Raw genomic sequence first — 20,935 nt, 5'->3', positions numbered from 1 at the left:
GGTCGGGTGCCGGCGCGCCGACGCGTAACTACTGCGCGCCCTCGATCTGGCGTTCGGCCTCCTCCTCGTGCGTGTCTCGCTTCCGGTTGAGCTCGTCCATCGCCTTCTGGCGATCCTGCTGCGACATTGCGGTCGAGGCGCTCGGCTTCAGATCCGGCAAGGGTGTGGAAATCGAGGAGCAGCCGGCCAAGCCGGCCATAATGACGGCCAAGGACAGGATGGTTCCCCTGCATGCTGCGCTGCAGCCTCGCGGCGACGGGAGCCGCCCGCCCGCGCCCCAGGCTTTCCACGGCCGCACAACTTGCATACCGTCTCCCCAAATTGCGCGGGGCGAGGATTTACGCGATTCGACCGCCGGCGATACTGCCCGTGCGACGCAGTTTGTCCACACGTCCAAGTGACACTACCTGCGCAATGTCGCAAAAGCTTGGCATACAATGGATACTGGCGGCCGCCGACCGCAAACGCGATTAAGGGTCAAATGCCCAAGCCTATACACGAGATCGAAACCGACCTCCTACCCTACCAGTCGGTAAACGCCGAGGAGCTGGCCCGCAACCTGCTGCGCTTGTTCGAGCAGGGCGGCAACGTGCTTACCGAGTTCATCGAGCGTAACGACGCCAAGCTCGGCCCCTACTCGGCCGCCACCGAGGTCACCGAGGCAACCAATACGCTCACGGATCTCGCCCGCCAGTGGCTGGCCGATCCGGCGCGCTTCGCCGAGGCGCAGGGCACGCTGCTGCGCTCCTACGCGGAGCTGTGGAACAACACCGTGCGCCGCATGTTCGGCGAGGACGTCGAGCCGGTCGCCGAGCCGGAGCCGGGCGACAGCCGCTTCAAGGACCCGGAGTGGTCGGCCAACCCTTACTTCGACTTTTGGAAGCAGGCGTACCTCGTCACCGCCAGGTGGGCCGAGGACATGCTGCACAACACCAGTGGCCTCGATGATCGCACGCGCCAGCGCGCCGAGTTCTATCTGCGCCAGGTGGCGAGCGCACTGTCGCCGTCGAACTTCCCCTTCACCAACCCCGAGGTGCTGCGCGAGACGCTGTCGACCAATGCAGAAAACCTCGTGCAGGGGATGTCGCTTCTGGCCGAGGACATGAAGAAATCCGGCGACCTGTTGAAGATCAGCCAGACCGACGTCGCCGCCTTCGAGGTCGGCCGCAATCTGGCGACGACGCCCGGCAAGATCGTCTACCAGAACGACATCTTCCAGCTGATCCAGTACACGTCGACAACCGACAAGGTGCGTGAGCTGCCACTGCTCATCGTGCCGCCGTGGATCAACAAATATTACATTCTCGATCTGACGCCGGCGAAGAGCCTGATCAAGTTTCTCGTCGATCAGGGCCTTACCGTGTTCGTCATCTCGTGGGTGAACCCTGATGCATCCCTCTCGCACAAGTCGTTCGAGGATTACATGCAGGAGGGCATCCTCACCGCCGCGGATGAGGTGAAGCGCGAAACTGGTGTCGATAAGGTCAATGTCGTCGGCTATTGCGTCGGCGGCACGCTTCTCGCCACTACCCTGGCCTACCTCGCTGCGCGCGGCGAGGAGGTGTTCAACTCCGCCAGCTTCCTCGCCACGCAGATCGACTTCCAGTATGCCGGCGATCTCCTCCTGTTCACCGACGCCGATCAGCTCGAGGCGCTGAACACGCTGATGTCGGAGCGCGGCTACCTCGACGGCTCGCGCATGGCCAACGTGTTCAACATGCTGCGCCCGCGCGACCTCATCTGGCCGTACATCGTCAACAACTACCTGCTTGGCAAGAAGCCGTTTCCCTTCGACCTCCTGTACTGGAACCAGGATTCGACACGCATGGCGGCGGCTAACCACAACTACTACCTGCGCGAGTTCTATAACGAGAACCGGCTGGCGAAGGGCGAGCTCACCCTCGCCGGTGCGCGCCTCGACATGCATAAGGTGAAGATCCCCGTCTTCGAGCTCGCCACCAAGGAGGACCACATCGCGCCGGCGCGCTCGGTCTACACAGGCGCCCAGCTGTTCGGCGGCGAGGTCGAGTTCGTCCTGTCGGGATCGGGGCACATCGCCGGCGTCGTCAACCCGCCCGACAAGGTAAAGTACCAGTATTGGACGAGCGGCAAGCGTGCCAAGACGCTCGAGCAGTGGCTGGCGACGGCGAAGGAGCATCCGGGCTCATGGTGGCCGCATTGGGCGGAATGGCTGCACGAGCTTTCGGGCGAGTGGACGCTGCCGCGCGAGCCGGGCGAGGGGCTGGGCGTCATCGAGGACGCGCCAGGCGCCTACGTGAAGATGAAGTCCTGAGCCGCCCTCTCAGCAGAGAGCCATGATCCGACCGCGGCTGCACGTCGAGCACCATATGGTTGGCCGCATCGGTTGGCTGCGGGCCGCCGTGCTCGGCGCCAAGGTTTAGTAGCCGACCAATGCCCGCGCCGAGCGACAACACCGGCTCCATGTTTGAAAGGTTCCAGTGCGGCATGCAGCCAGGCTGCGCCGTTGGCGTCATCCACAACGGCGAGCTCGTGCATGCTGCCGGCTATGGCTTCGCCGACATCGAGCGGGGCACGCGCATCGATGCCGACACCGTTTTCAACATTGCCTCGACGTCCAAGCAATTCACCGCTTTCGCCCTGCTGCTGCTCGCTCGCGATGGCCGGCTCGCCCTCGACGATTGCGTGCGCAAGTTCGTCCCCGAGTTGCCGCCCTACGCCGATGCCGTGACGCTACGCCACCTCATGCACCATACCGGGGGACTTAGAAGCTACATCGAGCTGCTACTGCTCGGTGGCCGCACCTTCACCGAGCGCACGACGCGCCATGAGGCGCTCGCGGCGGTCGTACGCCAGCGTGGAGCCGACGATGAGCCGGGGCGCGCATTCGCCTACAGCAACACGGGCTACTTCCTGATGTCGCTCATCATTGAGCGCGCCAGCCGCCAGTCGCTGAAGGATTTTTCGCACGCCAATATCTTTTCCCCCCTCGGCATGACGAGCACCTCGGTCGTCGACCGCTATCCGGTGGGCATTGCACAGCTCGCGCGCGGGTATTCGGTCTCGGAGGCGGGAACAAGCATCGCCGAATCGGCCTGGGAGCAGACCGGCGATGGCCAGGTTCATACCACGGTGCGCGACCTCGCCCTGTGGGACGCCAATTTCTACGCTCCGCGCGTAGGCGACCGCACCATAATCGACGCGATGCTGCGCTCGGGCGTCTTGAACGACGGACATGCCGTTGGCTACGGTGGCGGCCTCTTTCTCTCGCGGCGCGGCGCCCTCGCCGCCGTCAGTCACGGCGGCGGCTGGGCCGGCTATCGCAGCGAGCTGCTGCGCTTTCCCGAGCGGCACTTGAGTGTCATCGTGCTGAGCAACCGCGACGACACCGATGCGTGCGCGCTTGCCGAGAAGGTCGCCGCGCTCCACCTCGATCTGCCCGAGGATGCACAAGCGCAGCCGTTGCCACACCTGATCGCACTGCGCGCAGGCGCCGATTACCGGCCCGTCCAAGCAGGGACGTATCGCGGGGAATTCGGCCAGTATCTCCGCATCCTGCAGGACGAGCAGGGTCTGTCGATTGCCTGGGGCGACGGCAGGTACGCACTCACGGCGCGTGCTGACGGCCTGCTGCAATTCCATGCGGGCGGCGACGCGTTCATCGCCGTCGGACATGCGGCGCCGGACGAACGGCTTCACCTTTCGGTGCAGCTCGACGACGAGGTCGCCGACTATGTGGCCATCGAAGCCTGGGCGCCCGACCTCGCGCACTACGCTGGCCGCTACACCAGCGAGGAATGCGACGGCCACATCGAGCTGCGCGCGGAAGGCGAGCATCTCGCAGCCAACTTGCTGGGCAAGGAGCGACGCTTGCGGACCGGGGCCGAGGGCGAACTCGTCACCGACGAGGGCATCGCGCTGCGCGTGGTGGCAGGTGCCTTCATATTCGCCAGCTGGGGCCTGCGCGGCCTCGAGTACCGGCGCCAGAGCCCGCGCATGTGATTGCCTTGTGAAAAAATGCGGCGCCGGACGGGAGTTCGGCGCCGCCACTTTTCTTAGCTACCGGACGCTTACGCAGCCTTGGCGGCAGCGGTCGGAACGGCCGAGATCGTCTTCAGGATCTGCGAGGCGATCTGGTAGGGGTCGCCCTGCGAGTTCGGGCGGCGATCTTCCAGATAGCCCTTGTATCCGTTCTTGATGAACGAGTGCGGCACGCGGATAGAGGCGCCGCGGTCGGCAACGCCGTAGCTGAACTTGTTCCACGGCGCCGTCTCATGCTTGCCGGTCAGGCGCTTGTCGTTGTCGGGGCCGTAGACGGCGATGTGGTCGTGGAGGTTCTTCTCGAACTCCTTCATCAGCGCCTCGAAGTACTCCTTGCCGCCGACCTCGCGCATGTAGGCGGTCGAGAAGTTGGCATGCATGCCCGAGCCGTTCCAGTCGGTGTCGCCGAGCGGCTTGCAGTGGAACTCGATGTCGATGCCGTACTTCTCGGTGAGGCGCAGCATCAGGTAGCGGGCCATCCACATCTCGTCGGCGGCCTTCCTGGAGCCCTTGCCGAAGATCTGGAATTCCCACTGGCCCTTGGCCACCTCGGCGTTGATGCCTTCGTGGTTGATGCCGGCGTAGAGGCAGAGGTCAAGGTGCTTCTCGACGATCTCGCGGGCAACGTCACCGACGTTCGCGAAGCCGACGCCGGTGTAGTAGGGTCCCTGCGGCGGCGGATAGCCGTAGTCCGGGAAGCCGAGCGGACGGCTGTTCTTGTAGAAGAAGTACTCCTGCTCGAATCCGAACCAGGCGCCGGGATCGTCGAGAATGGTGGCGCGCTTGTTGGAGGCGTGCGGGGTGACGCCGTCGGGCATCATGACCTCGCACATGACGAGCACGCCGTTGGTGCGCGCGCCGTCCGGATACACGGCGACCGGCTTCAGCACGCAGTCGGAGCTGTGGCCCTCAGCCTGCATCGTCGAAGAGCCGTCGAAGCCCCACAGCGGCAGCTCCTCGAGGCTCGGGAACGAGGCGTACTCCTTGATCTGCGTCTTGCCGCGCAGATTGGGAACCGGCGTGTATCCGTCGAGCCAAATGTACTCGAGCTTGTACTTCGTCATTGCTGGGTCTCTCCTAGTTTGACGATGCGAGGCTGAGATGGTCCTGGTGCCCGCACGGCGGCCGAACGGCCCCGCTGACGGGCATCGATGATCCACGTGCGGTGCAGAACGGATGCGGTCGCGTCAGGACGCGCGAGATCGCGCAACAACCCCTCAGACGCCTCACCGACCATCCGACCTCCCCGCGCATTTCGGTGCGAACTCGTCCGGCTCGCAGCGCAAGGCGCGGAACCGGCGGCAGCTGAATGAGTTCACCCTGGAGGGGAATGCTAGCGAAAGATGCAATTCATGGCGTGCCCATAATATGGGCACTTGCTGACCTATTATTGTGCAACGATCCAATTGGATATCGGATGATGGTTCCCGACATGAGATGATCTGAATCAGTGCACGAGCACTGCGTCGATTGGAGAATGACGAGGTCGAACGAGAAGAGAGGACCGAGGAAAATGGCTACCCAGACCCACCGGCCCACGGCCAAGATCTATGCCTTCCCGGCCGGCGGCCGGGCGCCCCTCAAGGGCTACCGCACCAACACTATGCCTTCCCCCCGCACCGCATCGCTTCGCGCCGCCGCCGAGTCCGCGCCGCACATCGTCTACGGCTCGAGCTGGTACCACCAGGAGGCTGTCGAGGAGGCCGAGGACTCCTTGGGCCGCTAGGGCCTTTAAGGAATGTCCGCGCGTGGCGCCATCCGGGCGTCACGCTCCGAAGATGGACCACTCCATTCGCTTGCTGAGCCGCTCGAGCGCCAATTGGCCGAGCTGCGAGTTGCCCGAGGCATCGAGGCCCGGCGACCATACGGCGATCGAGGCTTTCCCCGGCGCGATCGCCAGGATGCCGCCCCCCACCCCGCTCTTGCCCGGCAGGCCCACGCGATAGGCGAACTCCCCCGATCCGTCGTAGTGCCCGCAGGTGAGCATCAGCGCGTTGATGCGCCGCGCGCGCTCGGGCGTCGCCACCGGCAGCACCGTCGACGGATTATGGCCGAAGTGCGCCAGGAAGCGTCCCGCCATGGCCAGCTGCCGGCACGACATGGCGATGGCGCAATGGTGGAAGTAGACACCCAGGGTAAACTCGACCGGGTTCTCGATGACGCCGAACGATTTCATGTAGTTGGCGAGCGCCACGTTGCGAAACCCGGTGCGCTGCTCGGAGGCGGCGACGGCGTCATCGATGACGATCGTGTCGTCGGCGGCGACGAACCGCATGAAGCGCAGGATCTCGCCCAGCGCCTCGCGCGGCTGATGTCCAGCAACGATCGCATCCGTGACGGCGATGGCGCCGGCGTTGATGAACGGGTTGCGCGGGATGCCGCGCTCGTACTCGAGCTGCACGATGGAGTTGAAGCGGCTCCCCGACGGCTCGCGACCGACGCGTGTCCACAGCCGGTCGCCGATCTTGCCCAGGGCCAGCGTCAGCGTGAACACCTTCGAGATGCTTTGGATCGAGAACGGGGTGTCGGCATCGCCCGCCGCGACGACGTGGCCATCCGCGTCGACGACGACGAGACCGAACGCCTTGGGATCGGCGCGGGCGAGTTCGGGGATATAGCTCGCCACCTCGCCGCGATGCGGCCTTCCCCGCATCTCATCGACGATGTCCTTGACGACGGTTTCGAGCTTCGACACTAGGGCGCCGCTTTCAGTGGTCGGCCGCTCCGAGGTCCAGAGCAGCGCGCATCGGCACACAATGCGCGAGCGCCGCGCCGCCTGGAAGGATGCCTCTAGCCGCAGCACCTCCGCTGGTCGCGACGATATTGAACCAGAACGGGAATGCGCCGAGCGCCCCCGCAAGTCGGACACTCCAATTGAGGTTGCTCATCCTCCACATACCGGTGATCGCCGGTCCGTGACACGTTTACATGCTGTGAGAATTTCCGCGCATAGGTGCGCCGGTACCTCTATGCTGCCGGAGACAGTTGCGTTGGGGCCCGCCGTAGCGCCCCTTCATCCGAAAAGGTGGCCCCATGGCTGACGCACGTTTCTTCCATCGCGCCGGCCCGTTTCCGCTCGGGGACATCGCCACGGTCGTCGGCGCCGAGCCCCTGCTTCCCGCTGATGAGGCCGTTTCCATTCACGATATCGCCGCCCTCGAATCCGCCGGCCCGGATGACATCAGCGTCTTCACCGACGTGCGCTATCTCGATGCGCTGGCGCCGAGCCGCGCCGGGGCCATCATCATTACTCGCAAGCTCGCGCATCACGCCGCCGCATCCAGCCGCCTCATCTACGTCGACGACCCACGCCGTGCCTATGCCCAGGTGGGACGGCTCTTCTATCCGCCGCAGGCGCTTCAACCCGGCGTGCACCCGACCGCCAGTGTGCATCCGAGCGCCTCTATCGGGCTGGGAGCGCAGGTCGATGCCGGCGCCATCATCGGGCGCGACGTCGACATCGGTGAGCGCTGCCACATCGGCGCCAACGTGGTCGTCGGCGACGGCGTCCTCATCGGCGATGATTGCAGGATCGGCGCCAACAGTTGCATCAGCCATGCGCTGATCGGACACCGGGTCGAGATCGAGACCTGCGTCACCGTCGGCTCGCAGGGCTTCGGCTTCGTGCCGGGGCCGATGAGCCTCGAGCGCATGTTGCAGCTTGGCCGCGTCGTCATCGAGGAAGGCGTCAAGATCGGCGCCAATTGCGCCATCGATCGCGGCGCCACCGACGATACCGTGATCGGCGCCGGCAGCGTCCTCGATAATCTCGTCCACATCGCGCACAACGTGCGGCTTGGGCGCCACTGCGTGATCTGCGCGCAAGTCGGCATCGCCGGCAGCACGGTGGTGGGCGACGGCGTCATGATGGGCGGCCAGACGGGCGTCGCCGATCATCTCACCATCGGGGCACGCGCGCAGATCGCGGCCAAGAGCGGCGTCATGCGCGATGTGGAGCCAGGGGCCGTGGTCGGCGGATTTCCCGCCGTGGCGATCAAGTCCTGGCACCGCCAGACGATCGGGATCGCCCGTCTCTCCAAGAAGGTTGAGTAGCGGCAGAAGAGGATGGTTAGGCAGGCGCCCGCAGCCGCGCGGCCACCCCATGCCAGACGAGCCCAAGCGCGATCAGCCCGAGACCCGCAAGCCAAACCTGCCACTCGACCCAGAAGGCCAGAAACAGGCAGCTGGCAAGGCCACCCCAGGCGAAGAGCGGCGAATACATGCGCTGCTCGCGCGGCAGCCGCAACGCCGCGAGGTTGGTGATGGCATAATAGATGAGGACGGTGAAGGCGCTGAACGACCATGTGAGCTTCACGTCGCCGAGCAGCGTCAGCGCGCCGATCGCGATCCCCACCACAATGATGGCCGCCGAGGGCGAGCCGGACGGGCTGATGAAGGCGAGGCGCCCCGGCATGTCGCCGCGGCGTCCCATGGCGAGAAGCATGCGCGACAGACCGAGGATCAGGTTGAGGAGCACGCTCAGCATCGCCGTCACGGCGCCCGCGGTGATGACGGCGAGCGCGCCGGGGGCGGCAAACGTGGCCGCCGCGACTTGCAGTGGCGCGACCTCGGTTTGCGCGGCGCCGGCCATGCGCTCAGCGCCGATCGCCGCGATACCGACCGCGCCGACCGAAATGTAGAGCAACGCCGAGACGATGAGGGTCGCGATGATTGCCTTGGGGATGGTGTGCCGGGGGTCGTGCACCTCTTCGCCCAATGTGGCGATGCGCGCATAGCCGGTGAAGGCGACGAACATCAACGCCGTCGCCTGCAGGAAGTCGCCCACCGCGCCGGCGTTGCTCTGCTCCGTTGGCTGCCAGAATGGCGTCCAGTGCTCCCGCCAATCGGTTGGCAGCGAGAAGAGCCCGGCGAGCACAAAGAAGGTCAGCGATAGAACCGTCACCGAGACAATCACGGCATTAACGCGGTTCGAGGCGCGAATGCCGGCGAGGACGATGGCCGTGAGCACCGCGGCGGCCATGACGGCCCCCGGCACGACGAAACCCTCGATCCCCGCCGCATGCATGAGATAGCCGGCGAAGCCGAGCGCGGCCGTGGCCGCGGAGGCGGATTTGGCGCACAGGAACATCCATCCGGCGCTGAAGCCGAGCCAGGGTGTGAGGTAGGCATAGCCGTATTCGTAGGTGCCGCCACTCACCGGCTTGGCGGCGGCGAGCTGGGCACTGCTCAGCGCATTGCAGGTGGCGACGACGGCGGCGAGGGCGATCGCCAGCAGCACGGCAGGTCCGGCGACACCGGCGGCGATGCCGATGCTGACGAACACCCCCGTCCCCACCATCGAGCCCAGCCCCATCATCGTGGCACCGGGAAGCCCGATCTCGCGCCTCAGCGCGCCCATGGCGCGGACGTCAATCATCTCTCCCCCCTGTTCGACAGAAGCGCATCCAACGACCATCGGCCACCACCCTCGATGAGCAGGTAGAGAGAACCCAAGAGCATGGTGAGGTCGGCGCGCGCCTCGTGCAGTGCGCTCCAGAAGCCGAGGCGCTTGATATCAGCCGACAGGTGGAAGATGCCCACGTCATGGCCGAGCAAGATCGGCAGCTTGGTCGAGATGAGCGCCACGAGCATGATGACGATGAGCGGGATCGCAGCGAGCCGGGTCAACAAGCCGACGATGATGAGCGCTCCGCAGACGAGCTCGACCACGCCGACGAAAGGACCGGTGAACTCCGGGTAGGGGATGCCGATGCGCGCAAAGCGGCCCGCGCCCAGAATCTCCGGGAAGATGAGCTTCTGAATGCCCTCCTGGAAGAACACAACGAGGCCGACGAGCAGGCGGATGAGGATGGTCCAGCCCGACGCGCTCGTTCGCGACAGTGCACCCCAATCCACGTCAGCTTTCCTCTCTGCTCGGCGCGCAAGTGAAACGCAGGCCGGCCCAATCGGTTTCCAATATCGACTTTCGATTATCAATGTGACGAGGTCAAGTCACCGCCCGGCGAAGGCGCAGCCAAACGTTACGTTCCCACTACTTCTGTTGCGGAGGCGCCTTGCGGAACAGCGGCTGGTTGTTGATGAAGCCCACCTTCTCCGCCTCGTGGCAGGACTGGCAGGTATTGCGCGCCAGCTCGAAGGCGTCCCAGGCCTTGTCACGATCCTTCGACCGGAAGCCATCGAGCACCGGCTGGTAAGCGCCATTGACGAACAAGGCATCCGCATTGGCTTGGCGCTTGGGCCGCTTCAGGTAGCCATTGACGATCGTCGTCCTGATCTTTTCCCAGTGATAGGCGGCGAGCTCGTAGTTCTCGTCGGTCAACGCGTCATAGATCGACTCAAAGCGCTCGCCCACCTCCCACATCGGCTGATCGAAGCCGCGCAGGTAGCGCTGCAGCAGCTTGAAGCGCGCCGCATCGTCGGGGGCATTGAGCAGCCAGTCGTCCGGCTTCCTGTCAGGCGCATCGCCAGGTTCGGCAACGACGGCGACAGAGAGCAGCGCCGCAGCCACAAAGCCGAACGCAGTCGCGCGCGAGAATCGACTTGCCATCGTTTCGGCTCCCCATGGGCCAGCCTGCCTGGCCTGTCGCCTTTTCCATGAATATCGAAATTCGATAGCCACGGACAGAGATCGCCGTCAACTCAATTCTTCCGCCCGCGCATGTGAGCCGCTGCTTTGTACTCGGGTTTCGATTATCAATACTCAAATAAGACCGTGAACCCATCGCGGCGCGAGACAAGGGACACCCGAGGACTTTCGCATGGCCCATCAAGACCTGCTTACCGGCTTCGTCCGGCTGCATATTCTGCACCACGCGCAAGAGGGCGAAATCTATGGGCAATGGATCATCGAGGAGCTCGGCCGACACGGCTATCGCCTCAGCGCAGGCACGCTCTATCCCATGCTGCATGCGCTGGAGCGTAAGGGCTACCTGCGCTCGCGCGCGAAGCGCCTGGGACGCACCGGGCGCCGCCTCTATCGGACGACCGCACGCGGCCGCGCCGCGCTTGAGGAAGCGAAGGTGAAGCTGCGGGAGCTTGTCGGCGAGCTGATCGAGCAGCGGTGAGGGAACTGGCGCCGCGGGGGGCACGTTAGGAATGCTGCGGTTCGCGCAAAGAGGCGCCCGTGGCAACGAACCTCGCAGAACGCAGCCGTGTGCCGCCATACGCCGGCTTACCGGCAACGGACGCGATCGTCGAAACCGACATCCCGGCGCGCCTCGATCGCCTTCCGTGGGCGCGCTTTCACACGCTGGTCGTCGTCGCCCTCGGCATCACCTGGATCCTTGATGGCCTCGAGGTCACGCTGGCGGGCGCCGTTTCCGGCGCGCTGAAGGAAAGTCCGTCCCTCCGCTTCAGCAATACCGAGATCGGCCTCGCCGGCAGCGCCTATCTGGCCGGCGCGGTGCTCGGCGCGCTGTTCTTCGGCTGGCTGACCGATCGGTTCGGCCGCAAGAAACTCTTCTTCATCACGCTGGCGGTCTATCTGCTCGCGACCTGTGCCACCGCTCTGTCATGGAACGCCTGGAGCTTCATGCTGTTTCGCTTTCTTACCGGCGCCGGCATCGGGGGTGAGTACTCGGCCATCAACTCGACGATCCAGGAGCTCGTCCCCGCCCGCGCGCGGGGCTGGACCGATCTCGTCATCAACGGCAGCTTCTGGCTCGGAGCAGCGATCGGAGCGGCCGGATCGATCGTCCTCCTGCAACCCGGCTTGTTCGCCGCCGATGCCGGATGGCGTCTGGCGTTCCTCTTCGGCGGCGCCTTGAGCCTCGTCATTTTCTTCCTGCGCATGTGGATCCCCGAAAGCCCGCGCTGGCTCGTCACGCACGGGCGACCTCTGGAGGCCGAGGCGATCGTCGCCGACATCGAGCGGCGCTGCGCAATGGCCAGCTATCATCCTGCGCCGGAGCCGCTTTCCACACTGCGGCTGCAAATGCGAACGCACACCAGCCTCACCGAGGTCGCCGCCACTCTGTTTCGGGCGCAGCGCCGCCGCACCGCCGTAGGCCTCAGCTTGATGGCCGCGCAAGCGTTCTTCTACAACGCGATCTTCTTTACCTACGCGCTCATCCTGATCGATTTCTACAGCGTCCCGTCACAGCACATCGGCTGGTATCTGCTCCCGTTCGCCGCCGGCAATTTCCTCGGTCCGGTTGTGCTCGGGCGCCTGTTCGACACGGTCGGGCGCCGGCCGATGCTCGCCTTCACCTATGCGGTCTCCGGCGTGCTGCTGGCGGCAACGGGATACCTGTTCGCGATCGATGTCGTCGCGCCGGCATCGCTGACCGTGGCCTGGATGGTCATCTTCTTCTTCGCCTCAGCTGCCGCCAGCGCTGCCTACCTCACCGTCAGCGAGACATTTCCGCTCGAGATGCGTGCGCTGGCCATTGCCTTCTTCTACGCCATCGGCACTGGCGTTGGCGGCGTCTTGGGTCCATGGCTCCTCGGTCTGCTCATCGAGACCGGCTCGCGCTTCAGCGTCTTTGGTGGCTATCTGCTCGGCGCTGTGCTGATGCTCGCCGCCGCCGGCATCGCCGCGCGTTGGGGCATCGCGGCGGAGCGCAAACCGCTGGAGAGCGTCGCCCGACCGCTTGCGTCGGTCGACTGAGTTCGATCATCGCTCCCCAGCCATACCTTGGCTTACCTGCCTGCCACATCCGTCCAGTTGATGACTTGCACGCGACGGTTCACGGCCGCGAGCGGCTCATTGGGAGCCTTGAGCTGCTCCTCTCCGTATCTGATCGCCCAAAGCCTGCGTCTACACCTGCGCCAGGGCCTGCTCCAGGTCGGCGATGAGGTCGGCCTTGTCCTCGATGCCGACCGACAGGCGCACCACGTCCGGCCCCGCCCCCGCCGCCTTCCTCTGCTCGTCGGTCAATTGCCGGTGCGTCGTCGAGGCGGGGTGGATGACAAGGCTCTTCGTGTCGCCGATGTTGGCGAGATGGCTGAACAGCTTGAGGCCGGAGACGAGCTGGACGCCCGCTTCATAGCCGCCCTTGAGCCCGAACGTGAACACTGCGCCGGCGCCCTCGGGGCAGATCTTCTTGTGCAGCTCATAGTACTTGCTGGAGGGCAGTCCGGCGTAGCTGACCCACTCCACTTTCGGATGCTTCTCCAGCCAGGTGGCGATGGCCAGCGCATTCTCGCAGTGGCGCTGTAGGCGGAGCGGCAGCGTCTCGCTGCCCGTCAGAATCAAAAAGGCATTCATGGGCGAAATCGCCGGGCCGATGTCGCGCAGCCCCATGACGCGCGCGGCGATAGCGAAGGCGAAATTGCCGAACGTCTCGGCCAGCTTCATGCCGTTGTAGGAGGCATTCGGCTCCACCAGCGTCTTGTAGCGGTGCTTGGCCCCGAGCCAGTCGAAGGTGCCGCAGTCGACGAGCACGCCGCCGATGGAGTTGCCGTGCCCGCCGATGAACTTCGTCAGCGAGTGCACGACAATGTCGGCGCCGTGCTCTTTCGGCCGGCACAGGTAGGGCGTGGCCAGCGTGTTGTCGACGATGAACGGCACGCCCGCCTTCTTGGCGACCTTGGCGATGGTCGGCAGATCGACGACGATGCCGCCCGGGTTGGCGATCGATTCACAGAAGATCGCCCGCGTCTTCGGCGTGATCGCCTTCTCGAACGAGGAGGGGTCGGTGGCGTCGGCCCACACGACGTTCCAATTGAACTTCTTGAACGAGTGATTGAACTGGTTGACCGAGCCGCCGTAGAGCTGGCGCCCGGCGACGAACTCATCGCCCGGCTCCAGAAGCGTGTGGAAGGCGAGGAACTGCGCCGCGTGCCCCGACGCGACCGCAAGGGCGGCAGTGCCACCTTCGAGCGCCGCGATGCGCCCTTCGAGCACCGCCTGCGTCGGGTTGGTGATGCGGGTGTAGATGTTGCCGAACACCTCCAGTCCGAACAGCGCCGCGGCGTGGTCGGCGTCGTTGAACACGTAGGAGGTGGTTTGATAGATCGGCGTTGCGCGCGCGCCGGTCGAAGCGTCGGGGGCGGCGCCCGCATGCACGGCGAGGGTGTCGAACTTGGGCGCTGGTGCTGGCGTCTCCGGCATCGTCTTCTCCGCTTTGCCGCATGATCGATGGCGGTCTAGGGAGGCGATGGCGGCAGCTAAGTCAACGGCAAAGGTCAAGCCAAAGGTCTTGGCCAAAGGTCTTGGCCAAAGGTCTTGGCCAAAGGTCTTGGATTGCCGCCGCTCGGCACATTGACGAGCAAGATATTGACGGCTCGTCCGCTCTCGTTGCCCGTGCGAGAACGGTTGGAGCCATGGGATCAGGCGGTGCCGGCCCGCGAGCTCGGCCGCCTCAGCCCGTCGTCGCGCCGGCTAGGCTTTGGCGAAACGACCCGCGCGGGCGCAGCTGAACTTGCGGATCTGCCAGTTGGGATTGCCTTCGGTCCACTTGGCCAGCTCCATCTGGCCGTACATCATGCACTGCTGCGGCGTGACGGACTCGGCCGCAAACGACAGATGCACGTCCTTGCATTTATTTGGATCGCTGATGAAGCAGACCATCGCGACGACTTCAATCATGGGATACCCCCAAGGTTCCTGCCGAAATCACCCTCGTGAGAGGGCCGGATCCACCTTGGTTGTGTCCTCGTCGCTTCTTGTTTGTTGTTACTTGAAAGGTAAGGCCGAATCGGAGGTTGCTCAAGTTTCAATCATGAGCAACTCGTGCTCAATTCCCGAACAAGTAGGCAAATCCTCCCGAAGCCCGGGGATCGCCCGTCATTGCTGGCGCTAGCGCGTCTCGGCGCGGCGCGCGGTCACATCTCCTTAACCGTAGGACGGCGGGGAATGCCGGATTTTTCGGCAACGCTTTGTTGCGCCGCACAACGTTCAGCGGCGCCTCTCTTGTGCATCGCGGCAGGAGATCGACGATTGCGCGCCGCCCCTCACCCGCTACAACGGACGCAAACCGCCTCGTCGGCGCCCCAGGCCAATTCCTGTTTCGATGACGCAAACATTCGACCCCGCGAACGCGCGCACCAGCCTTTATTCCGGCTTTGTCGAAGCCGCGATCAGGAACGGGATCAATACCGTCATCCTCGAGGATGCCGACGGCAACGCGCTGACCTACGGCCGCCTGATCCTCGCCAGCCAGGTGCTCGGGCGCCGGCTCGCCAAGCTCTCGAAGCGCGGCGAGACCGTCGGCGTGCTCCTGCCCAACGCTGTCGGCCTGCCCGTCACCCTGCTCGGCCTCAACGCCTATGATCGCGTCGCCGCGGTGCTCAACTTCTCCGCCGGCAAGCGTGCGCTCACCTCCGCCATCCGCACCGCTCAGCTGCGCACCGTTTTGACCTCGAAGCGCTTCGTCGAGGCCGGCAACTTCGAGGAGCTGATCGCCGCGCTCGCCGACGCCGAGTACGCGCCCGGCGCCAAGACGCGCATCGTCTATCTGGAGGACGTGCGCGCCGGCATCGGCATCCTCGACAAGCTCGCCGGCGCGGTGCGTACCACACTCGCCAAGTTCCTCTATGCCCCATCCCCGGGCAAGGCCGAAGATCCCGCCATCGTCCTCTTCACCTCGGGAACCGAAGGCGCGCCCAAGGGCGTCGTCCTCACCAACGCCAATATCGTGTCCAATGTCGAGCAGGCGCGCATCCATCTGCAGAACGTCCTGGTTCCGGGCGAGACGCTGCTCAACCCGCTGCCGATCTTCCATTCGTTCGGCCTCACCGCCGGCACCTTCACGCCCATCTTCGCCGGCGTGAAGTGCGTGCTCTACCCCAGCCCGCTGCACTACCGGCAGATCCCCAAGTTCATCGAGAAGGTGAAGGCGACACTGATGGTCGCCACCGACACATTCCTCGCCGGCTATGCGCGCGCCGCCGAGCCGGGGCAGCTCAAGAGTCTCAAGTACGTCGTCTGCGGCGCTGAGAGAGTGAAGGATCCGACCCGCCAGCTCATGCACGCCAACGGCACCGAAATCCTCGAAGGCTACGGCGTCACCGAGACCGCCCCGGTGCTCGCCTGCAACCTGCCTGAGACCAACCGCCATGGCACGGTCGGGCGCCTGCTGCCGGGTATCGAGGCGCGGCTGGAGCCGGTGGCGGGTCTCAACGACGGCAAGCGCCTGTTCGTGCGCGGGCCCAACGTGATGGCCGGCTATCTGCTGGCCGACAACCCGGGCGTCATCGTCGGCCCGCAGGATGGCTGGCACGACACGGGCGACATCGTCACCATCGAGGACGGCTTCATCAGGATTTGCGGGCGCGCCAAGCGCTTCGCCAAGCTCGGCGGCGAAATGGTCTCGCTCGCTGCCGTCGAGACCCTCGCGTGCGGATTGTGGAGTGACGCCCAGCACGTCGTGTTGAGCTTTCCCGACCCGCGCAAAGGCGAGCAACTGCTGCTCGTCACCGATAAGCCGCAGGCCAGCAAGGACGAGCTGCTCGCCCACGCGCGTCGCGAGGGCTTCCCCGAGCTATGGGTGCCGAAATCGATCCTCGTCGTCGCCGCCGTGCCGGTCCTCGCCTCGGGCAAGGTCGACCTGCAGGCCACCGTGGAGATCGCACGCCAAGCCAATCCGGCGCTCTAGTCCTCCTGCTGCGAGGCCGAAAAGCGGTCGCCTGCGCAGGCTGGCGTGGCGCCGCCACAACGTGCAGCTGCGAGAACGCGACGCACCCCGCAACAGGTCTTGACCAGGCGCTCGGCGTCTTACATGGATGGTGCGCATAAGGCGGGTCGCATCGCGCTCCGCCCCGAGGGACGCCTAGACTTTCCACACCGAAAGAGAGTGCGAAAAGCCATGTCGACGACCACGACGCCGGCGCGCGTTGAGGGTACGAACGTTGTGGTGCTGCAGACGCCGACGCTCCAGTGGGCACTGAAGCGGACGCTGCTCGGCCTCATTATCTTGTTCGTTACGATCGCGGCCGCGGCAACGCTCCTTTACGCCTCCATCGATCCCGAGGAAGAGGGTGACCGTCCGGCCGTATCCGCCCCTGCAGGCAGCGGGCTTACCCATTTCTCGACGCCCAACCGGCTCGACATCGAGGTGGGACGCCGCGTCTAGCGGCGCCCCTGGGGGCGGCGCCAAAAACGGCGCAGTGCAGAGCCTCACTTTTCTCTCAATTGCCGATGATGCAACGCGGTTGGCCCCGCGTCGCGGTTCGTTGCCGGTTGAGGGGGCTAGTGTCCTGTCGCGAAATTCATCTCGGCGTGCTTGGAGCGAATTTCGCGATCGGAAGGACACGGGCTAACGTAGTGATCCTAGTGTGCTTCAGAGCGCGGCTGGCAGGACTAGCGGACGTCTCGATCATCACACTAGGCTCTAGGGGTGCTCGATGCGCTTCGTGATGCTCGCCCGCAATCCGCAATTGTACTCTCACGTACGGCTGTGCGAGGCCGCCCGCGCGCGCGGGCATACTATCGACGTGGTCAATACGCTCCACGTCCACATGAACATCACCTCCAACCAGCCGGTGTTGCGCTACAACGGCCGCCGCTTGCCGATGTACGATGCCGTCATCCCACGCATCGGCGCCTCCATCACCCACTACGGCCTCGCCGTTCTGCGCCAGTTCGAGATGCAGGGCGTCTATCCGCTCAACGAGAGCGTCGCCATCGGCCGCTCGCGCGACAAGCTGCGCGCCCTTCAGCTCCTTGCCCGCGAAGGCATCGGCCTCCCCGTCACCGCCTTTGCACACGGCCCGCGCCGAGCGGAGGACGTGATCAAGGAGGTCGGCGGCGTGCCCGTCGTCATCAAGCTCCTGGAGGGCACGCAGGGGATGGGCGTCATCCTCGCCGAGACCGAAGCCTCGGCCAAGTCGATCATCGAGGCGTTCAGCGCCGCCAACGTCAACATCATGGTGCAGGAGTTCATCCGCGAGGCGAACGGCTCCGACATCCGTGCTCTCGTCATCGGCGGCAAGGTTGTGGCGGCGACCAAGCGCATCGGCCGGCCGGGCGAGTTCCGCGCCAACCTGCATCGTGGCGGCACGGCAGTGCAGATCGAGCTCACCAGCGAGGAGCGTAGCATCGCGGGGCGCGCCGCCACCGCCCTCGGACTGAACGTCAGCGGCGTCGATATGGTACGCTCCAGCCACGGACCGCTGATCATGGAGGTTAACTCCTCGCCCGGTCTCGAGGGTATAGAGGGCGCCACCGGCATCGACATCGCCAGCCAGATCATCGACTTTCTGGAGCAGAACGCCTCTTACGGCAAAACCGAGACCAAGGGCGTCGGCTAGAGTTGCCGCAACCTCTCTTTTTGCACCGCGGAAGCCATGGTTAGGGCTTTGCAGTCACAGCCAGGCGAACTTCGCGAGGCGTCTTGATCGCGCCCTTACCGCTCACCTATCATTGGGGTGCGGTCGGTGGTGCACCCGCACCGCTCACCAGCTCGAGGAAAGTCGGCGAATGACGGAGCAGCAGAAGCACTTTCCGGAGTTCTACGTCACCGCTCCTCAGCCCTGCCCTTATCTACCCGGCCGCCAAGAGCGCAAGCTGTTCACGCACCTGACGCAGGAAAAGCCGGCGAGCCTCATCGACAATCTGCTGCGCGGCGGCTTCCGCCGCAGCCAGAACATCGCCTACATGCCCTACTGCGAGGGCTGCCAAGCGTGCGTGTCGGTGCGCGTTGTCATCGACGAGTTCGTCATCGGCCGCTCGATGCGCCGCGTCATGGACAAGGCGCGGTGCCTGGAGGCACGGCGCGTGCCGCCGGAGCCGACGTCGGAGCAGTTCACCCTTTTCCGCCGCTACATCGATGCGCGCCATTCCGATGGCGGCATGGCGGACATGACCGTGCTCGACTACGCCATGATGGTCGAGGACAGCGTCATCAATACCTTTGTCACGGAGTACCGCCAGAAGCCGGACGACCCACTCGACAGCGATCCCGACAACTGGCCGCTGATGGCGGTCGCGTTGTGCGATCTGCTCTCCGACGGCATCTCGATGGTCTACAGCTTCTATGATCCGGCGGCGGAGTCCATGAGTCTCGGCACGTACATGATCGTCGAGCATGTCGAATATGCGCGCAAGCTCGGGCTGCCGTATCTCTATCTCGGCTACTGGATCAACGGCTCGCGCAAGATGAGCTACAAGATGCGCTTCCAGCCGCAGGAGCATCTCGGCCCCAACGGCTGGGTCCGCAAGTAGCTCGCTCAGGCCAAACCTTGTACATCCGCCGGGACCGAACACGCAGGCGGCCATCCATGCAGGTATCGGCAATCGCCACTTCAGCTACTGGCGCAGTCCGCCCAACCTCTACTGCGCCAGCGCGGCGTCGAGCTTCTGGAACATGTACGCCCACTTGGCCGTCTGCGTCGTGACCAGCGTCTGCATGCGCGCCTTCAAGCCGGCGAGCAGCGCGCAGTCGGGCGTCGGTGCGTCCGCCCCCTCCTGCCCGAGCGTCGAGATATCGGTCAGCAGCCGCTCCGAATCCTGGTCGTAGACGGCGATCTTGTCGTCGCGCACGAACGGCGCCGCCTCTTTCAGGAATGCGTCGTGGCTCCAGCCGCGCTTGTCCTTCAGCTGGCGCAGCTTCTCCTGGAAGGCCGGCTTGTTCTGCATGTTGAGGTCGCGCAGCGCCCCGGCCGCCTCGTCGACCACGGCCTCGAAATCGGCTTTGGCGCAAACCTGTCCCGCCGCCCCGCCCGGCGTAGCGGGCGCCACCAGGTCCGGGGGAGCCCACGGCTTGGTTGCCTGATCCTCCGGCTCCTTGGGCAGCGGCTGATTGCGGGCCCCGGTATCGGCAGGTGCCGCCGGCTCGACCGGTGCCCAAGAGGAATCGGGTGGGGCAGGCGCCGCCCCCTGCGCGGACGCGCCGCCCGCCACGCCAGCCGCGACGGCCGCCAGCAGCGCCGCCGCCAGAATCGCTGTGATCCCCGTCCCGTTCATCGGACCAGTCCTAGCGGGCGGCCGTTTCCCCGGCAAGCCGCGAGGCGGGCATAACCTGGGCTTGCGGCACAACCGCCTCACTGCCGACTGGTGAAGGCGCTTCCTGCGCGGCGGCGCGGATGGCCTCGGCGCAATGCGCCAGGAACAGGAAGCCGATGGCGAAGAAGTCATGGACGGCGTCGCTGAGGCGCGGCTTGAGGATTATTCCCTGCGCCCCGGCTCGCTCCAGTAGTCCCTCGGCGGCAGCATCGTTGATGAGCTTGATGACGTGCGTGCGCGATGCGCCTATGCGGCGCGCCAACTCCGAGATGGAGACGGACACGGGGGCGCCCCTGACAATGGCGTCCTCGTCGGCGGCGGCGATCAGAGCCAGAACGATGAACATCCCACCCGAGCGCTCGCCAAACAGACGTAGCGCCGGAACCAGATCGAGCACGCGAAAGCCCGCGTCGTAGTAGTCGCTCAGCCGGCGCACCATAGCGGGCACGAAGTGCGGCTCATCGAGCGCCGCAAGCGCCAGCGCCGCCTCGGGAAGCAATGGCGCCGCTGCTTCGAACTGGCAGCGCCAGCGCTCCCGCTGAGCGCCGAGCAGCCGCTCGGTAGGCACCAGCTCGCGCCGCCGGCGGTCCTGCGCCGCCGGCGCCGTGCGGACGAACTCGCCCAAGCGCATGAGGGCAAGCAGCGCGCTGGCGCGCGTCGGACTGCAGGTTCCAGTATGTGCGCAGCGTTGGCGCAAGCGTCCGGGTGTCAGACCGGCTCCCCCGACGTCGCGATTAAAATGCAGATCGAGCGCCAACAGCCCGACGAGAAAGCGGCCGCGATCGTTGACGATCAGATTGAGCAGGCGGTTGCCGTGATGCAGGTCGAGTTGGCCGAGGGCCGCCTTGCGCACGGCGGCGGTAAAGCCGTGCCTGGCGCGCAAGCTGGCGCGCGCCGTCGCGGAAAGCGGTCCATGCGCCGACGTCAGGTCGGCGACGCGGGCGGCGCTGCACGCCGATGCGCGCTCGCCGGTGCGATGCGACTGAATTTCTACAGTTGAACTCACGCGCAATCCCGAGCCACGATCGATCCGCAACGGCAATGCCGGCCCGGCACAGTCATGGCGAG

At 65.4% G+C, this 20,935-nt stretch carries 20 protein-coding genes; 10 read left to right on the top strand and 10 right to left on the bottom strand.

Annotated elements, in window-relative coordinates; genetic code table 11:
• Positions 1–28: 28 nt before the first annotated feature.
• Positions 29–211 carry a hypothetical protein gene (locus F9K20_RS08050; protein WP_290999692.1) on the bottom strand — a complete coding sequence of 61 codons (183 nt, stop codon included), beginning with the start codon at positions 209–211 and terminating at the stop codon, positions 29–31.
• Between the two features lie 270 nt (positions 212–481).
• On the opposite strand from F9K20_RS08050, the gene F9K20_RS08045 reads away from it, so the two are divergent.
• Both F9K20_RS08045 and F9K20_RS08040 read left to right on the top strand, forming a co-directional pair.
• Positions 482–2,293: a class I poly(R)-hydroxyalkanoic acid synthase gene (locus tag F9K20_RS08045; protein WP_290999691.1), complete on the top strand. Its 1,812-nt coding sequence runs from the start codon at positions 482–484 to the stop codon at positions 2,291–2,293.
• 119 nt (positions 2,294–2,412) lie between these two features.
• Complete coding sequence (locus tag F9K20_RS08040; protein WP_290999689.1) at positions 2,413–3,981, top strand: serine hydrolase; 1,569 nt, start codon at positions 2,413–2,415, stop codon at positions 3,979–3,981.
• Between the two features lie 68 nt (positions 3,982–4,049).
• On the opposite strand, the gene F9K20_RS08035 is transcribed toward F9K20_RS08040, so the two are convergent.
• The gene (locus F9K20_RS08035) at positions 4,050–5,084 is read right to left on the bottom strand and encodes a glutamine synthetase beta-grasp domain-containing protein (RefSeq protein WP_290999687.1); all 1,035 of its coding nucleotides are present in this window, start codon (positions 5,082–5,084) and stop codon (positions 4,050–4,052) included.
• 449 nt (positions 5,085–5,533) lie between these two features.
• Here F9K20_RS08035 and F9K20_RS08030 point away from each other — a divergent pair, with 449 nt between their 5' ends.
• Positions 5,534–5,746 (top strand): DUF2735 domain-containing protein, encoded by a 213-nt coding sequence (locus tag F9K20_RS08030; RefSeq protein ID WP_290999685.1) that lies wholly within the window; start codon positions 5,534–5,536, stop codon positions 5,744–5,746.
• A 39-nt stretch (positions 5,747–5,785) separates the two neighbouring features.
• Here the strand turns inward: F9K20_RS08030 and F9K20_RS08025 are convergent, their stop codons facing one another.
• On the bottom strand, positions 5,786–6,715 hold the full coding sequence (locus F9K20_RS08025) for a glutaminase (protein ID WP_290999682.1): 930 nt from the start codon (positions 6,713–6,715) through the stop codon (positions 5,786–5,788).
• Positions 6,716–7,053: 338 nt separating this feature from the next.
• Between F9K20_RS08025 and lpxD the strand changes: the two genes are divergently transcribed.
• The gene (lpxD, locus tag F9K20_RS08020; protein WP_290999679.1) at positions 7,054–8,073 is read left to right on the top strand and encodes a UDP-3-O-(3-hydroxymyristoyl)glucosamine N-acyltransferase; all 1,020 of its coding nucleotides are present in this window, start codon (positions 7,054–7,056) and stop codon (positions 8,071–8,073) included.
• A gap of 16 nt (positions 8,074–8,089) precedes the next feature.
• Here lpxD and F9K20_RS08015 read toward each other — a convergent pair whose 3' ends face one another.
• The 3 genes from F9K20_RS08015 to F9K20_RS08005 form a co-directional block, all read right to left on the bottom strand.
• Positions 8,090–9,397 (bottom strand): APC family permease, encoded by a 1,308-nt coding sequence (locus F9K20_RS08015; protein WP_290999677.1) that lies wholly within the window; start codon positions 9,395–9,397, stop codon positions 8,090–8,092.
• Positions 9,394–9,876, bottom strand: coding sequence for a DoxX family protein (locus F9K20_RS08010; protein ID WP_290999675.1), 483 nt, complete (start codon positions 9,874–9,876; stop codon positions 9,394–9,396). Before F9K20_RS08010 ends, F9K20_RS08015 begins: the two co-directional genes overlap by 4 nt.
• A 136-nt stretch (positions 9,877–10,012) precedes the next feature.
• Complete coding sequence (locus F9K20_RS08005; protein WP_290999672.1) at positions 10,013–10,528, bottom strand: hypothetical protein; 516 nt, start codon at positions 10,526–10,528, stop codon at positions 10,013–10,015.
• Between the two features lie 211 nt (positions 10,529–10,739).
• On the opposite strand from F9K20_RS08005, the gene F9K20_RS08000 reads away from it, so the two are divergent.
• Together F9K20_RS08000 and F9K20_RS07995 are read left to right on the top strand one after the other, a co-directional pair.
• A complete protein-coding gene (locus F9K20_RS08000) occupies positions 10,740–11,045 on the top strand; it encodes a PadR family transcriptional regulator (RefSeq protein ID WP_290999670.1) in 306 nt (101 codons plus the stop codon).
• An 89-nt stretch (positions 11,046–11,134) separates the two neighbouring features.
• Positions 11,135–12,589 carry an MFS transporter gene (locus tag F9K20_RS07995; protein WP_290999899.1) on the top strand — a complete coding sequence of 485 codons (1,455 nt, stop codon included), beginning with the start codon at positions 11,135–11,137 and terminating at the stop codon, positions 12,587–12,589.
• A 150-nt stretch (positions 12,590–12,739) separates the two neighbouring features.
• On the opposite strand, the gene F9K20_RS07990 is transcribed toward F9K20_RS07995, so the two are convergent.
• Positions 12,740–14,035 carry an O-acetylhomoserine aminocarboxypropyltransferase gene (locus F9K20_RS07990; protein ID WP_290999667.1) on the bottom strand — a complete coding sequence of 432 codons (1,296 nt, stop codon included), beginning with the start codon at positions 14,033–14,035 and terminating at the stop codon, positions 12,740–12,742.
• Between the two features lie 270 nt (positions 14,036–14,305).
• Complete coding sequence (locus F9K20_RS07985; protein ID WP_290999663.1) at positions 14,306–14,512, bottom strand: hypothetical protein; 207 nt, start codon at positions 14,510–14,512, stop codon at positions 14,306–14,308.
• Positions 14,513–14,936: 424 nt separating this feature from the next.
• Here F9K20_RS07985 and F9K20_RS07980 point away from each other — a divergent pair, with 424 nt between their 5' ends.
• From F9K20_RS07980 to F9K20_RS07965, 4 genes are all read left to right on the top strand, one after another.
• Positions 14,937–16,520: an AMP-binding protein gene (locus F9K20_RS07980; protein WP_290999660.1), complete on the top strand. Its 1,584-nt coding sequence runs from the start codon at positions 14,937–14,939 to the stop codon at positions 16,518–16,520.
• 210 nt (positions 16,521–16,730) lie between these two features.
• Positions 16,731–16,997, top strand: a complete 267-nt coding sequence (locus F9K20_RS07975; RefSeq protein WP_290999657.1) for a hypothetical protein — start codon at positions 16,731–16,733, stop codon at positions 16,995–16,997.
• Positions 16,998–17,268: 271 nt separating this feature from the next.
• A complete protein-coding gene (gene rimK, locus F9K20_RS07970) occupies positions 17,269–18,174 on the top strand; it encodes a 30S ribosomal protein S6--L-glutamate ligase (RefSeq protein ID WP_290999654.1) in 906 nt (301 codons plus the stop codon).
• A 169-nt stretch (positions 18,175–18,343) separates the two neighbouring features.
• Entirely contained in the window at positions 18,344–19,087 is a 744-nt protein-coding gene (locus tag F9K20_RS07965) for an arginyltransferase (RefSeq protein ID WP_290999651.1), read from the top strand.
• A gap of 108 nt (positions 19,088–19,195) precedes the next feature.
• Here F9K20_RS07965 and F9K20_RS07960 read toward each other — a convergent pair whose 3' ends face one another.
• A complete protein-coding gene (locus F9K20_RS07960) occupies positions 19,196–19,828 on the bottom strand; it encodes a hypothetical protein (protein ID WP_290999646.1) in 633 nt (210 codons plus the stop codon).
• A 10-nt stretch (positions 19,829–19,838) separates the two neighbouring features.
• Positions 19,839–20,873, bottom strand: coding sequence for a hypothetical protein (locus F9K20_RS07955; RefSeq protein WP_290999643.1), 1,035 nt, complete (start codon positions 20,871–20,873; stop codon positions 19,839–19,841).
• Positions 20,874–20,935: the final 62 nt, after the last annotated feature.

The organism is Hyphomicrobium sp. (assembly GCF_009026145.1).
GTDB lineage: Bacteria > Pseudomonadota > Alphaproteobacteria > Rhizobiales > Hyphomicrobiaceae > Hyphomicrobium_A.
The sequence above is the reverse complement of the archived record's forward strand: the minus strand, read 5'-3'. Positions and strand labels throughout refer to the sequence as shown.

Excerpts from the sequence above, each read along its gene's own strand:
- F9K20_RS07960 (WP_290999646.1), bottom strand. The coding sequence starts at position 19,828 with ATGAACGGGACGGGGATCACAGCGATTCTGGCGGCGGCGCTGCTGGCG.
- F9K20_RS07965 (WP_290999651.1), top strand. The coding sequence starts at position 18,344 with ATGACGGAGCAGCAGAAGCACTTTCCGGAGTTCTACGTCACCGCTCCT.
- F9K20_RS08015 (WP_290999677.1), bottom strand. The coding sequence starts at position 9,397 with ATGATTGACGTCCGCGCCATGGGCGCGCTGAGGCGCGAGATCGGGCTT.
- rimK (WP_290999654.1), top strand. The coding sequence starts at position 17,269 with ATGCGCTTCGTGATGCTCGCCCGCAATCCGCAATTGTACTCTCACGTA.
- lpxD (WP_290999679.1), top strand. The coding sequence starts at position 7,054 with ATGGCTGACGCACGTTTCTTCCATCGCGCCGGCCCGTTTCCGCTCGGG.
- F9K20_RS07975 (WP_290999657.1), top strand. The coding sequence starts at position 16,731 with ATGTCGACGACCACGACGCCGGCGCGCGTTGAGGGTACGAACGTTGTG.
- F9K20_RS08040 (WP_290999689.1), top strand. The coding sequence starts at position 2,413 with ATGCCCGCGCCGAGCGACAACACCGGCTCCATGTTTGAAAGGTTCCAG.
- F9K20_RS07990 (WP_290999667.1), bottom strand. The coding sequence starts at position 14,035 with ATGCCGGAGACGCCAGCACCAGCGCCCAAGTTCGACACCCTCGCCGTG.
- F9K20_RS08035 (WP_290999687.1), bottom strand. The coding sequence starts at position 5,084 with ATGACGAAGTACAAGCTCGAGTACATTTGGCTCGACGGATACACGCCG.
- F9K20_RS08045 (WP_290999691.1), top strand. The coding sequence starts at position 482 with ATGCCCAAGCCTATACACGAGATCGAAACCGACCTCCTACCCTACCAG.
- F9K20_RS07985 (WP_290999663.1), bottom strand. The coding sequence starts at position 14,512 with ATGATTGAAGTCGTCGCGATGGTCTGCTTCATCAGCGATCCAAATAAA.
- F9K20_RS08005 (WP_290999672.1), bottom strand. The coding sequence starts at position 10,528 with ATGGCAAGTCGATTCTCGCGCGCGACTGCGTTCGGCTTTGTGGCTGCG.
- F9K20_RS08030 (WP_290999685.1), top strand. The coding sequence starts at position 5,534 with ATGGCTACCCAGACCCACCGGCCCACGGCCAAGATCTATGCCTTCCCG.
- F9K20_RS08000 (WP_290999670.1), top strand. The coding sequence starts at position 10,740 with ATGGCCCATCAAGACCTGCTTACCGGCTTCGTCCGGCTGCATATTCTG.
- F9K20_RS07980 (WP_290999660.1), top strand. The coding sequence starts at position 14,937 with ATGACGCAAACATTCGACCCCGCGAACGCGCGCACCAGCCTTTATTCC.